The organism is Pseudaeromonas paramecii (assembly GCF_039540575.1).
Taxonomy (GTDB): Bacteria; Pseudomonadota; Gammaproteobacteria; order Enterobacterales; family Aeromonadaceae; genus Pseudaeromonas; species Pseudaeromonas paramecii.
The window spans coordinates 52,805-65,719 of sequence record NZ_BAABFC010000012.1 but is presented as its reverse complement, the minus strand read 5'-3'; the positions used below and the strand labels follow the sequence as shown (position 1 = coordinate 65,719).

Below are 12,915 nucleotides of genomic sequence, written 5' to 3'. Positions count from 1 at the left end.
GTTTACTGGATCACAAAAGGAACGGCTATGGCTTAGTCAATCTGCTGCGCGGGAATGTCTACCCCCAGCAGCACCGGGCGGTAGAGCCCTTCGCTAAACTGGCGGGCCCCCAGCTTGGCCAGCAGGAAGCCCAGACCGCCGCCCAGCAGGGCACCGAGGATCTCCGGCAGCTCTTCGGCTATGTGCCAGACATCGGATAGCCACTTGCCCGCCAGAGCCCCCAGCAGCAGGCAGAACAGCGGCAGCATGTAGACCAGCAGGGCACTCTTGAGCAGGCTCTTCTCCGGGATGCCGATGCGCACCTGCTGGCCGACGCTCACCTCCGCCACCCGGGCCAGCTCCAGCAGTTGAGGGTGACCCGGCATGGCCTTGGCAACCGTGCCCACGCCGCAACTGGCCTGTTGATGACAGTGACCACAGGCGCTCTTGCGCCGGCACTCCACCTGCACCCAGGTATCCCCTACCGCCACCACGGTAGCTACCGATTCAATCATGCGCCGCTCCTTGTGCTGCCACCGCGGCAGGATGCAACGACTCGGCGATGCGCCGAGCCGTCAGGGCCGGGATCTCGCCCACCACGGTGACCTCCACATTATGCGGATTTGTAAAGGTGAGCAAGCTGGTTGCACCCTGCATCAGCACCTGATTAGGCGTCACATCCCCCGGTTTGGCCGGTGCCAGGTAGACGGAGACGTCCACCAGGCCATCGCTGAGCAACACATAGTCCACCGACTGCTCCAGCCCGGCCAGCTTGTGCCGATCCGACGACACAACCTTGAAGCCCGTTGGCAGCCAGCCAAACTCCCAACCGCTGTCGTTGGGTTTGGCGCTGTAAGCCTCGGACAAGGCGACGGCGGGCGGCAGCTTGGCCTTGGCCAGCTCCTGCAACCAGGGACTGGGCTGTTCGGAGATGCGCAGATCCACCCCCATGAACTGCTCCACCAGATCCCCCTGATCGTCGATCATGTCCATGCGCAGCAACAGGCCGCTTTGCTGCTCCAGCCAGAGCACGAAGCCGTACTTGTTGCTGTCCTTGGGCACCAGGCGGACCACCTGGGTCGCCAGACCGGCGATGCGGTTGCGCCCGGCTACCACGGGTTCATAACTCTGCAGTACCCGTTCCAGATCCATCTCCAAGAGGGCGGACCAGAGACCGGGCAGCCGCGCGGCTTTAAGGGTATAGGGCTCACTGCCACTTTCGAAGAAGCTGTACTCATCGCCGCGGCGCAGGTACTCGCTAGGGCGTCCGTTGAGCAGGATCAGGTGGGAAATGTCCTGATCACCCACCTGACCATGGGAGAAACGCATGGGCTCCAGCAAGCCCTGACGCAGCTTGACCATGGAGAGTTCAAAGTTGTAGTGGTGATAAGCCCGCTGCATCTGTTGCAACAAGGCCCCAGCCGAAGGTGCATCGGCTGAGGCCTTGAAACTGATCAGCAGGGCAGCCAGAAAAAGCCAAGCAAGCTGCCGCACGTTATTGTCTCTCTACGCCAGGGTTAATCGTTGGTCTGATGCAGACGTTGTTGCAGCTGGTGATCCCGCAGGTAGGCGGACACCCGTTGCTGGTACTGTTGCACCTGCTCCTCGGTCAAGGAGGGCTGACTCTGGTGACTGCGCATCGCCTCGGCCTGCGGGCCGTAGCTGACGCTCACCGGTGCCGCCAGACCGGCCAAGGGAATGGTGTTGAGCACCGGCGAGGGGGCCGCCGGGTTTTGCCCGTGTTGATACTGTTGCACGCCGACGATCACCGCCGCCGCCACCGAGGCGGCGATGGCGTATTGCCCCAACTGCCGACCGAATGCCACCACCTTGGGTTGCAATTGGTGCCAAGCCAGCCGGCTGGGACGGGGCGCCAACACGGTTGGCTCCTCGGCCAGAGCCGCCATCACCTTATCGGTGAAATCCAGCGGCATCCGGGCTGGCAACTCGTCACGTAGGGCATCACCGATCAGGTGATAACGGGACCAGGTCTGGGCCTGGGCAGGCTCCTTGAGCAAATCCGCCAGCCACTTGTCATCGGACAGCTGGTGATCCATCAATGCCGAAATCCGTTCATTACTGGACATAATGGCCTGATTACTCCCTTTCTAGCGTTGCAACAAAGGTTGAATCCACTTGTCGATGACCTCCCGCGCCCGGAAGATCCGTGAGCGAATCGTGCCCACCGGACAATCCATGATGACGGCGATCTCCTCGTAACTCAGCCCCTCAATCTCCCGCAGGGTTATCGCCTGGCGCAGATCATCGGGCAAGCTGTCGAGGGCCGCGCGCACCTGGCGCTTAAGCTCATCAGACAACATCAGGTTTTCCGGGGTGGCCTGCTCGTGCAGGGCATCCGCCCCTTCATAAAACTCGGCTTCGCTGGCTTCCACATCCGCATCAGGCGGGCGGCGCCCCTGGGCCGTCAGGTAATTCTTGGCCGTATTGACGGCGATTCGGTACAGCCAGGTATAGAAAGCACTCTCACCGCGAAAGGTGGGCAAGGAGCGGTAAGCCTTGATAAAGGCCTCCTGCGCCACATCGGCGGCATCCCCGGGATTATTCACATACCGGGTCACCAGACCGATCACCTTGTGCTGGTATTTGCTGACCAGCAGATTAAACGCCTGCTTGTCACCACGCTGCACACGCTCTACCAGGGCCTGGTCAATATTTGCCTCTATCTCCTCGCTCATCGGCGCAGGATACCTCCACTCGCTTATCCCAAGTCATTGGCCGATGAGACACAAACTTTCAGACAGAGCGATTTTATAAAAGTTCATTATTATTCAAAAAAGCGTGATCCCGGCTGCACCTACCCGGCTCTTGGGCTAACATAGTGCCTTCCTCACTCCACGCCAATGATACTTATGAAACAGCACGTTGAACACAGTTGTGACGTCCTCATCATTGGCAGTGGTGCCGCCGGTTTGTCCCTGGCGCTGCGTTTGGCAGATCACGCCCGGGTCATGGTATTAAGCAAGGGACCCTTGAGCGAAGGGGCCACCTACTATGCCCAAGGAGGCATCGCTGCCGTTTTCGACGAAACGGACAGTATCGAATCTCACGTCAACGACACCCTCAATGCCGGGGCCGGCCTGTGTGACCGCCCCATGGTGGAATTCACCACCCGCAATGCCAAGGATTGCATCCAGTGGCTGATCAACCAGGGTGTGCCGTTTGACCAAGAAGAGACGAGCGACGGCGATGGTCAGCCCTCCTACCACCTGACCCGTGAAGGCGGCCACAGCCACAGGCGCATCTTTCATACCGCCGATGCGTCGGGCAAGGCGGTGGAGATCACGCTGGTGGACAAGGTGCGCGCCCACCCCAACATCCAGCTGATGGAACGCTTCAATGCGGTGGATCTCATCACCACTCGCAAGCTGGGCATCCCCGGCAACCGCATTCTGGGGGCCTATGTCTGGAACCGCAATGCCGAGCAGGTGGAAACCATATCGGCCCGCTTCGTGGCCCTGGCCACCGGTGGTGCCTCCAAGGTCTACCAGTACACCTCCAACCCGGATGTCAGCTCCGGCGATGGCATCGCCATGGCCTGGCGCGCCGGCTGCCGGGTGGCCAACATGGAATTCAACCAGTTCCACCCCACCACCTTGTTTCACCCGGATGACCGCAACTTCCTGCTCACCGAAGCCCTGCGGGGCGAGGGGGCCTACCTGCGCCGCCCGGATGGCAGCCGCTTCATGCCGGACTTCGACCCCAGAGCCGAACTGGCACCGCGGGATGTAGTAGCCCGCGCCATCGACTACGAGATGAAGCGCCTGGGGGTAGACTGCATGTACCTGGACATCAGCCACAGACCGGCTGACTTCATCCAGAAGCATTTCCCCACCATCTACGAGCGCTGCCTCAAGGTAGGCATCGACATCACCCGTCAGCCCATGCCGGTGGTGCCGGCCGCCCACTTCACCTGTGGGGGCGTCATGATAGATCAAGCCGGCCAGACCGATATCCCGGGTCTATACGCCATTGGCGAGGTCTCCTACACGGGTCTGCACGGCGCCAACCGCCTGGCCTCTAACTCCCTACTGGAGTGCGTGGTGTTCGCCCATTCGGCCGCCCAAGACATACTGGCCCGCTTAACCATGAGTTCGCCGCCGCCGGCATTGCCCCGCTGGGACGAAAGCAAGGTAAACAACTCGGACGAAGAGGTGGTGATCCAGCACAACTGGCACGAGCTGCGGTTGTTCATGTGGGACTATGTGGGCATAGTGCGCACCAACAAGCGGCTGGAACGGGCCAAGCGGCGCATCGACCTGCTCAAGCAGGAGGTGCAGGAGTACTACTCCCACTTCCGCGTTTCCAACAACCTGCTGGAGCTGCGCAACCTGCTGCAGGTGGCGGAATTGATCGTGCGCTCTGCCATGCTGCGCAAGGAGTCCCGCGGCTTGCACTACAACCTGGACTACCCGGACACACTGCCCGATCCCAAGCCCAGCATACTGATCCCCGATAACTACTAAAAAAAAGGCTCCTTATGGAGCCTTTTTAATGCAGATTGACCCGTCTGGCCAGCAGCCGGAAGTCCGCCTCCGCCAGGCTATCGGCGAAGATCCATAAGCGGATCACCTGTTCTCCTTCCAGATCCAGCCACAGAAATCCCTGCCCCACCCGCGAGCCATGCCCGATGCGGTACCACTGCCCCTGGTAGTGCAACTCCTGACCGGAGAGCGCCAATAATAAGTGGCGATGATGGGCCTGGTAGAGGGATACCACCAGGCTGACACCCAGCGCCAGCACAAACCAGAGCCAATAGGCACCGTGCAGCAGGGACCACATGGGCCAACACAGCAGCAGATGCCCCACCAGCAGCAGGATCTGGTGCCAGCGAGAGGGGCCGATCCGGATCTTATGCTCTGCGATGGGCAAGGATGGCTCCAATGATGGACTGCAGTTCCGGATCCGCCGGTGTTTCCCGGCGCAATAACCAGCAGAACAACTCCAAGTCGCTGCATTGCAACAAGCGGGCAAAGGCGGATTGTGCCACCGGCGATAACGCCGTGTAGGCCTGCTCTAAAAAGGGCGTCAACAGGGTATCCAGCTCCAGCATACCGCGTCGGCAGGCCCAGCGCAGTCGGGCCAATTCAGTTGCATCACTCATCAAGGCTCTCCTTAAATCTGGCTCCATGGTAACGGCGGCAGACAGGGCTGACAAACGCCCCCTGGCCCTCTACCATAAGGCATTTGCGACGCCCTTGGCATCGCCCTTATCACAGTCTCATCGGGAGTCGTCATGTCCTCACTGCCTTGCCTGCCCGCCAGTCCGCATCAATACCCGCTAAGTCGCCTCAGTGCATTGTCCCTGAGCGGCCCGGATCATCTCAGCTACCTGCAGGGCCAGGTCACCTGTGACGTAACCGCCCTGCCGGTAGGCGCCCAGACGCTGGGCGGGCACTGCGATCCCAAGGGCAAGCTGTGGGCCAGTTTCCGTCTGCTCCGCCAACCGGATCGTCTGCTCCTGCTGCTGGAGCAGGATCTGCTGACGCGCCAGCTGCCGGAGCTGAAGAAATACGCCGTCTTCTCCAAGCTGACCATAGCACCGCTGACCGATCTGCCCCTGTGGGGCCTGGCCGGAGCGGGTAGCGATGCCTGGGTGGCCCAGCGTTGGGGGTTGGAAGACACTGGCCTGGTGGCGGACGGCATGGCCTGCCGCCTCGCCGCGGATCGCTGGCTGCTGGTAGGCATCCCGACACAGACCGATCTTCCCAGTGCGCCCGAGGCGGACTGGTGGGGTCTGGAGATATTGGCCGGTCTGCCGCACCTGAGTGCCGTTCACCAGGGCGAATACATCCCCCAGATGATCAACCTGCAGGCGCTGGGGGGCATCAGTTTCCACAAGGGGTGCTATACCGGTCAGGAAATCGTCGCCCGCGCCAAGTACCGCGGGGCCAACAACCGCGCCCTGTTTATCCTGCAAGGTCATAGCGACCAAGTGATCGCCCCTGGGGATGTACTGGAGTTGGCCCTGGAAGACGGTCATTGGAAGCGAACCGGGTTGGTACTGGATAGCTGGCAACGAGGCCACGATGTGCTGCTGTCCGCCGTGCTGCCCCAGGACCTGGCATCCGACGCCCGGCTGCGCCTCAAGCAGGATGAACAGAGTCAATTAACGCTGCGGCTCCTGCCCTACTCACTGGGATAAGGCGGTACCGACAGGATCAGCAGATCCCCTCGCCCATGGGCCAACAGGCCGTGCATGGGCGAGCCAACCAGAAAGCTCAGCAGGCGCGCGTCCCGCCCCAGGATCAGCAAGGCCAGATCTGGATCCTCTGCGAATCGCGTCAGTTCATGGGCCACGGAGCCCGTCACCACCTGCCACCCCAGCACGACATCGCCATAAGCCAGGTGCCAGGCAGCCAGTTGCCGTTCCGCCCGCTCCTGGTACTCGGCCAACCAACCCTCCGGGGCATACTCCAGCTCCAGTCCGCTGTGGGCCACGGCCACCGGCTCCACCACATGCAACAGCTGTAGCCTGGCGCCCATCTCCCGGGCCAGGGTGGCGGCGCCCTCCAACAGCATGGCCGCCGAGTCATCCAGGGGCAGCGCCAGCAACCAGAGGGGTTGCCGCGGCCAATAGGCACGCTCCGGATCCAGCACCAGCAGATCGCAGGCAATGCGGGCGGCGATCTTGCTGGCCAGATGAGGGTGCCAGAATTGGCCATCGCCACCATGTTGCCCCAGCACCAACAGGCTGGTATCCCCCTGATTACACCGGCGGATCAGCTCCTCCGCCACCTGGCCACAATAGAGATCACAACGGCCAGTACGGATGGAGAGACTGGCCATGTGGCGTTGCAATGCCTCGAACTCTGCCGCCTTGAGGGCCGCCAGATGGGCTTCCTGCTCCACCAGATCCAGGGTTTCATCCAATGGCAAAATGGCCACCACATCCACCACCGCTGACCAGCGATTGGCCAATTTAACCACCCGTTGCAGCAAGGGCTCGGGATCCCGTTCCAGACTCAAGGCCAGCAAGATGCGAGGATACGTCATAGTGTGCCTCATCAGAGGGCTACCCATATGATGAGGCTAGAAAGCCGCCCTCCGCTTTGCCAGTGCTCACCTCAAGAATGGCCAAATCCCGCCTATGCTTAGGCATGAGTCCCATTCAACCGCAGTGCAGGAGGCCTATGCCACGCTGCCCTCCCAGACCCCCAGGCGCTACCAGGGTGATGCCATGCTGCTGCCGATTCGGTCGTTGGCTGGCGGGGCTGCTTGTACTGCTGAGTCTGCCGGCCATGGCCCTGGAGTCCGTGGTGCTCCAGCTCAAGTGGACCCACCAGTTCCAGTTTGCCGGCTACTATGCCGCCCTGGAGCAGGGCTATTACCGCGCCGCCGGGCTGGATGTGCAACTCAAACCCAATGGCCAGGATGGGATCTCAGTATCCCCGGTGGAGGAGGTACTCAGCGGACGGGCTCACTATGGCATCAGCAACTCAGGGCTGGTCAAGATATTTATGGCAGGCAAGCCCGTGGTGGTGCTGGCGGCCATACTGCAACACTCGGCGGTCACCTGGCTGGTGCTGGAGCGGTCCGGCATTCAGACATTGCATGACCTGAGCAGCCGACGGCTGATGACGGCACTGCCGGTGAATGAAAGTTACGAGTTACTGGCGCCGTTTCATGCCGAGGGCGTCGCGGTGGAGCAGCTTAACCTGATCCCCACAACCCATGATCTGCGTGATCTGCTGGCCGGCAAGGTGGACGCATATGATGCCTATGTTACCAACGAGCCTTACCAACTGGAGCAGATGGGCATTCCCTACCGGCTGATCCAGCCGCGCAGTTACGGCATCGATTTCTATGGTGATGTGCTCTTCACCTCACGGCAGGAGATGCGAGACCATCCGGAACGGGTCAAGGCCTTTCGCGAGGCGACGCTGAAGGGCTGGCACTATGCCATCGAACATGTGGACGAGATGGTCGATCTCATTCGCCAACGCTATGCCCCTTATAAGAGCCGGGAGCACCTGCTGTTTGAGGCTCATGCCCTGATCAAGCTCATTCAGCCGGATTTTGTAGCCCTAGGCCATATGAATCCCGGACGCTGGGCTCGGATCGCCGAGATAGAAGAGGGTAATGGTCAGACGGTGCCCCTCTCGCGCCTGGAGGGCTTCTTCTACCAAGAAGAACCACCCAGCGATGGCAAATTCTGGCTGATGAGTGGCATCTTTGTGCTGGTGGCCTTGGGACTGCTGGCCATCATCGGCTGGATAGTGAAGATCAACGTTCGTTTACGCCTGGAAATTGCAGCTCGCAAAGCCGCCGAGCTGCAACTAAGACGACTCTCCCGCACCGATCACCTGACCGGACAACACAACCGACGTGCCTTTTTTCAGGTCTTCACCCGGGAGTTTGCCCGTTTTCGCCGGCATCCCCATGGCCTGACCTTGCTGATGCTGGACATCGACCATTTCAAGCTGGTTAACGACCAATACGGTCATCCCGTCGGTGATCTGGTACTGGTGGAATTTGGCCGCCGTCTCAAGGCCCAGCTCAGGCGTATCGACGAGCTGGGCCGCATTGGCGGCGAAGAGTTCGCCATCCTGCTCACCGATACCACACTGGAAGAGGCCGCCATCAAGGCCGAACAGCTGCGTAAGGCCATCGCTCACCCCCCGTTTGTGATGGGGCGGGAGTGCTTGAGTCTGCAGATCACCACCAGCATTGGTGTGGTGGCCGCCCACCCCAATGACAAGAATCCCAAGCAACTACTGGCCAGGGCCGATGAGGCCCTCTACCAAGCCAAGTCCCAGGGGCGCAATCGCTGCGTTACGGTACCCTGATCGACTGCTGCACAGTGCCTGCCGCCCCGCTGACCGACCGTTCCACCTGCTGCTCCACCGCGGTTTGCGCCCCATTGACCAGGGAATCGGCCTGCTGTTGCACCAGCCCGGTCGCCCCGCTGACCGCCGACCCCAAGGCCTGATCGGCGGCCTGCTTCAGCTGCGCCTGAGGATCCTTGGCCGCCGCCATCACGGGCTGTAACGCCGTGGGCCAGCTGGGCACCACGGGCAGATTGTCCTTCAACACCTGTTCGGCAAAGACCTTAGGCGCGCCACCGGAGATCAGGGTCACCGCCATCTGGTTGGTATCGCTGTTCCAGACAAAGCCGGCCTGCTCCGCCACTTCGGGAATGGGCGAATAGCGAGACAGCACAAAGAACAGCGGGCCCTCTTGCTGGAGCTCATCGGCCGTCTTGAGCAGGCGCAAGGCCGTATTGTAGTTTTCATCCCCCAGCAGGGCCGTCATCCGATCCTTGACCAGGGAGTTCTCAAACAGGTTTACCTCATTGGGATCAAAGCCCACCAAGGGTTTGAGCAAGGCCCACATCAGCTGGCTCTGCGCCCCCACCAGCAAGGGGGCCACGCAACCAGACACCGTCAGGCACAACAAGAGCGCCAGCAGGCGCCCAGACATAGAGCGATATAGGGTTTGCAACATCAAAGACTCCGAATGAGCCACAACTAAAGAGGGTAGGCAGGCCCTCATGGGGCAGCGGCAGCACGGTAACATAACCGGTTAAAAACACCAGAGGGGCCCATTAAGAGCCCCTCTGGATAGGACAAAAGCCACTAAGCGGTCAGATTGAGCAAGCTGCCGGCCGGCGCGCCGTCGGGGATCTTGTTGCCAAAGGACTGCAGAAACTGCGTCAGGCTCACACTGCTGTCCGAGGCACCCTGGCTATCCAGCAGCGCGGAGAACTGGCTCTGCAGCTTGCTGATGCTGCTGTCAGAGCTGGTATCATCACTGGTGAGCTTGCTCAGCAGGCTCTGCAGATCCGTCTTCATGGGATTGGTGCCGCTGCTGGCGCTGCTATCTGCCGCCCCCTGAGCCTGGAGGGTGCTCATCAGCGTATCCATAAAGGATTGCAGCTCGTCATCACTGTCTGAGTCCGAACTGCTCGTGATACCCAGCTCAGAGAGAGTGCTCTGCAGATCCTGCATCATACCGCCCTTATCCTTGGGGGGAGGCGGTGGCATCTTCATCTCGTCATCCGTCACAGCCGAACTCTGATCGGCGCCACTTTGAAACATTTGAGCCAGCGAGCTGTAGAGGCTGCTGGACACTGAACTGATGGACATGGGACATCTCCTTATGGGGGTTAGGCGCAGCGCCCCAAGCAATCCGACTCAATTCAGCCCAGGTGCGACAACACTGCCTCATTACCTGCAAAGCCTTGACCAAATCGACGTCATTTTTAGTCAAATTACGCAAAGTTTTTACGCACTGGTGTTAATTCGAGTAAACATGCGTCCGCCAGCCAACCGGTTACCCCCCTCTGCAGCCACCGTTATCAGGCCTCCGCCCGCCGGGCGGCAACAATTTGCCGCCCCTGCCGCTGCCAAATCTGACAGTAGCGCTCCGGCACCCGGCCCAGTGACCCAAAATCATGGCTTGGGAATGTCTATTTAGCCATGTCGTCAAGGAGCATCAGGATGCGCAACAATCAACCCGTCACCCAGCACGAGGTGGAGTTTGGCCCCGAGGTTCGTCTGGTTTCCATGACGGATCTGCAAGGCGACATCACCTTCGTCAATCAGGACTTTGTCCGTATCAGTGGCTACACAGAGCAGGAACTGCTGGGCAGTCACCACAACCTGGTGCGCCACCCGGACATGCCCACTGCCGCCTTCGGCGATCTGTGGCAAACCATCAAATCCGGTCAAACCTGGCGGGGTCGGGTGAAGAACCGCTGTAAAAATGGTGATCACTACTGGGTGGATGCCTATGTGATGCCCATAGTGCAGGACGGCCAAACCATTGGTTACCAATCGGTGCGCAGCAAGCCCAGCCGCCAGCAGGTGGCCGAGGCCGAGGCACTCTACCGGCAACTGCGTGCCCATCCGGAACAAGCCCTGCCCAAGCCCTCCGCCTGGCAGCGTCTTTCCCTCCGCACCCAGAGCCGCTGGTTGGGCGGCTTGGCGCTGCTAAGCTCCGCCCTGCTGTTGGTTGACGACCTTTGGCCCGGGTTGGGCGAGACCCTTGGACTGGGTTCCACTGCCGCCAGCCTGCTGCACCTCATCAATCTGCTGACACTGCTACTGTTGCTGGTGTTGCTAAATCGCCAGATCTTTACCCCAATGCGCCTCTGCCAGCAGGAACTGATCCGCATCGCCAACGGTGATCTCACCGCCAACCTGCCGGATCTGCCTCAACATGAACTGGGACAGCTGCTGCTGGGGATCCGCATGATCCAATCCCGTTTACTGGCCATCTTTGGCCGCTTTGGCGAGGCCTGCGGCACCCTATCCCACTCATCCGGTACCCTGACCCAGACGGCGGATCAGCTCAGCCGCGGTGCTGGTACCCAGGCCGCCAGCGTGGAAGAGAGCACGGCGGCCATGGAGCAGATGGGGGCCTCCATCAGTCAAAATGCCGACGGCGCCCGTCTGACGGGTGAGCTGGCCACCCAGGTGGCACGGCATGCCGAACAAGGCGGCGAGGCGGTACGCCAGACAGTCAGCGCCATGAAACAGATCGCCGGCAAGATTGGCATCATCGACGACATCGCCTATCAGACCAACCTGCTGGCCCTGAATGCCGCCATTGAGGCCGCCCGGGCCGGGGATCACGGCAAGGGCTTTGCTGTGGTCTCCGCCGAGGTCCGTAAGCTGGCCGAACGCAGCCAGGTAGCGGCGCTGGAGATTGGCCAGGTGGCACGACAAAGCGTGGCCATGGCGGAAGAGGCGGGCCATCTGTTTGAGCAGATGACGCCGGACATAGAGCGCACCTCGACCCTGGTGCAGGAGATCGCTCAATCCTGCGCCGAACAAAATACCGGGGTGGAACAGATCAACATCGCCATGAACCAGCTCAGCCAACTCAGCCAGCACAGCGCCAGTGCCGCCGAAAATCTGTCGGAAACCGCCAGCGCCATCGAGGGTCAGGCAGCCCGGCTGCAGGAGATGCTGGCTTGTTTCCGTCTGCAGGCTCAGCAGGGAATGGCCAGAAAAGGCACGATAGAGCCGGTCAGCCCCACACTGCGCGTGCCCAGAGTCAAACCCGCCTAGCTCCCCATCAGATGGCACTGGCTAATCTCCTCGATCAGCCAGCGGATATCCGCCTGATGGTCGTACAGGGAGTGGCTAAGGATGGTCAGGGTCAGCTCGGGTGCCCCGTCAGGTAACTCTATGATGCGCAGGGGCAGCATCTCCACCAGCTCCTGGGCGATGCGCAAGGGCACACACATCAGATAACCGGAGCTCGCCACCACCCGGCCACCCACCGCATAGCTCTGCACTATGGTGGCCAGGGTACGGGACTGATGCTGGGCGCTGAGCCAGCGCTCGATGAGATCCGCCCCCGAGATCACCGCCGGCAGGTGCACCTGGGGTTCCGCCAGAAACTGCCTGAGGGTGAGACGCGCCGGCAGATCCGTGCGTTGCCGTGCCGTGATGGCCACGAAACGATCGGTAAGCCAGGTGCGCTTGTTAAAGGAGTGGGGCACATGCTGCAACCCCTCGATACCGACAAACACGTCCAGCTGCCCCGACTCCACCCCGGTATCCTGAATTTTCTCCGCCAGAATATCCACGCTCAGCCGGACATTGGGCGCCAAGGTCTTGAAGCGCGACACCAGCCTGGGTAGGGCGAGAAACTCGAAGTAATCCACCGCCCCTATGTAGAAGGTGCGTGCCGACTCGGCCGCGACAAACTGGCTCCCCCCCTGCAGACCGCGCTCCAGTTGCCCCAGGCTGCGCCGGATCACCGGGATCAGCTCCTGGGCCCGCGGCGTGGCCTCCATCCCCTGGCTGGTGCGCACGAACAGCGGGTCCCCCAGCTGCTCCCGCAGGCGGTTGAGGGCATGGCTGAAGGCCGACTGGCTGATGAACAACCGCTCCGCCGCCTTGGTCACGCTGCGCTCTTCGGACAACACCAGCAAAAGCCTTAATAAATTCAAGTCTATAGACA

General features: G+C 61.1%; 14 protein-coding genes. 4 read left to right on the top strand and 10 right to left on the bottom strand.

The genetic code is table 11. The features are described 5' to 3' along the window. Nucleotides 1–32: 32 nt before the first annotated feature. Genes ABD847_RS08915 through rpoE form a run of 4 tightly spaced genes read right to left on the bottom strand, consistent with a single transcriptional unit; the run spans nucleotide 33 to nucleotide 2,675 of the window. Nucleotides 33–494 (bottom strand): SoxR reducing system RseC family protein, encoded by a 462-nt coding sequence (locus tag ABD847_RS08915; RefSeq protein ID WP_345012129.1) that lies wholly within the window; start codon nucleotides 492–494, stop codon nucleotides 33–35. Continuing rightward, nucleotides 487–1,473 carry a MucB/RseB C-terminal domain-containing protein gene (locus ABD847_RS08910; RefSeq protein ID WP_345012127.1) on the bottom strand — a complete coding sequence of 329 codons (987 nt, stop codon included), beginning with the start codon at nucleotides 1,471–1,473 and terminating at the stop codon, nucleotides 487–489. Before ABD847_RS08910 ends, ABD847_RS08915 begins: the two co-directional genes overlap by 8 nt. Nucleotides 1,474–1,496: 23 nt before the next feature. Beyond that, the gene (locus ABD847_RS08905) at nucleotides 1,497–2,066 is read right to left on the bottom strand and encodes a sigma-E factor negative regulatory protein (protein ID WP_345012125.1); all 570 of its coding nucleotides are present in this window, start codon (nucleotides 2,064–2,066) and stop codon (nucleotides 1,497–1,499) included. A 21-nt stretch (nucleotides 2,067–2,087) separates the two neighbouring features. Next, nucleotides 2,088–2,675, bottom strand: coding sequence for an RNA polymerase sigma factor RpoE (gene rpoE, locus ABD847_RS08900; RefSeq protein ID WP_345012124.1), 588 nt, complete (start codon nucleotides 2,673–2,675; stop codon nucleotides 2,088–2,090). A 174-nt stretch (nucleotides 2,676–2,849) separates the two neighbouring features. On the opposite strand from rpoE, the gene nadB reads away from it, so the two are divergent. Then, nucleotides 2,850–4,463, top strand: a complete 1,614-nt coding sequence (gene nadB, locus ABD847_RS08895) for an L-aspartate oxidase (RefSeq protein ID WP_345012123.1) — start codon at nucleotides 2,850–2,852, stop codon at nucleotides 4,461–4,463. A 25-nt stretch (nucleotides 4,464–4,488) separates the two neighbouring features. On the opposite strand, the gene ABD847_RS08890 is transcribed toward nadB, so the two are convergent. Then, on the bottom strand, nucleotides 4,489–4,869 hold the full coding sequence (locus ABD847_RS08890; RefSeq protein ID WP_345012122.1) for a protein YgfX: 381 nt from the start codon (nucleotides 4,867–4,869) through the stop codon (nucleotides 4,489–4,491). Then, nucleotides 4,850–5,101 carry an FAD assembly factor SdhE gene (locus ABD847_RS08885; RefSeq protein ID WP_345012121.1) on the bottom strand — a complete coding sequence of 84 codons (252 nt, stop codon included), beginning with the start codon at nucleotides 5,099–5,101 and terminating at the stop codon, nucleotides 4,850–4,852. The genes ABD847_RS08890 and ABD847_RS08885 overlap by 20 nt, the downstream gene beginning before the upstream one ends. Nucleotides 5,102–5,233: 132 nt before the next feature. On the opposite strand from ABD847_RS08885, the gene ygfZ reads away from it, so the two are divergent. After that, nucleotides 5,234–6,142 carry a tRNA-modifying protein YgfZ gene (ygfZ, locus tag ABD847_RS08880; protein WP_345012119.1) on the top strand — a complete coding sequence of 303 codons (909 nt, stop codon included), beginning with the start codon at nucleotides 5,234–5,236 and terminating at the stop codon, nucleotides 6,140–6,142. Here ygfZ and ABD847_RS08875 read toward each other — a convergent pair. Next, nucleotides 6,127–6,993, bottom strand: coding sequence for a universal stress protein (locus ABD847_RS08875; protein ID WP_345012117.1), 867 nt, complete (start codon nucleotides 6,991–6,993; stop codon nucleotides 6,127–6,129). The two genes, ygfZ and ABD847_RS08875, sit on opposite strands and share 16 nt — an antisense overlap. Before the next feature lie 179 nt (nucleotides 6,994–7,172). Between ABD847_RS08875 and ABD847_RS08870 the strand changes: the two genes are divergently transcribed. Then, nucleotides 7,173–8,786 carry a GGDEF domain-containing protein gene (locus tag ABD847_RS08870; RefSeq protein ID WP_345012690.1) on the top strand — a complete coding sequence of 538 codons (1,614 nt, stop codon included), beginning with the start codon at nucleotides 7,173–7,175 and terminating at the stop codon, nucleotides 8,784–8,786. Here the strand turns inward: ABD847_RS08870 and ABD847_RS08865 are convergent. Beyond that, entirely contained in the window at nucleotides 8,773–9,444 is a 672-nt protein-coding gene (locus ABD847_RS08865) for a hypothetical protein (RefSeq protein ID WP_345012115.1), read from the bottom strand. The genes ABD847_RS08870 and ABD847_RS08865 overlap by 14 nt on opposite strands. 131 nt (nucleotides 9,445–9,575) lie before the next feature. Beyond that, nucleotides 9,576–10,085, bottom strand: a complete 510-nt coding sequence (locus tag ABD847_RS08860; protein ID WP_345012114.1) for a hypothetical protein — start codon at nucleotides 10,083–10,085, stop codon at nucleotides 9,576–9,578. 354 nt (nucleotides 10,086–10,439) lie between these two features. On the opposite strand from ABD847_RS08860, the gene ABD847_RS08855 reads away from it, so the two are divergent. After that, the gene (locus ABD847_RS08855; protein ID WP_345012113.1) at nucleotides 10,440–12,014 is read left to right on the top strand and encodes a methyl-accepting chemotaxis protein; all 1,575 of its coding nucleotides are present in this window, start codon (nucleotides 10,440–10,442) and stop codon (nucleotides 12,012–12,014) included. Here ABD847_RS08855 and ABD847_RS08850 read toward each other — a convergent pair. Further along, on the bottom strand, nucleotides 12,011–12,904 hold the full coding sequence (locus tag ABD847_RS08850; protein WP_345012688.1) for a LysR family transcriptional regulator: 894 nt from the start codon (nucleotides 12,902–12,904) through the stop codon (nucleotides 12,011–12,013). The genes ABD847_RS08855 and ABD847_RS08850 overlap by 4 nt on opposite strands. Nucleotides 12,905–12,915: the final 11 nt, after the last annotated feature.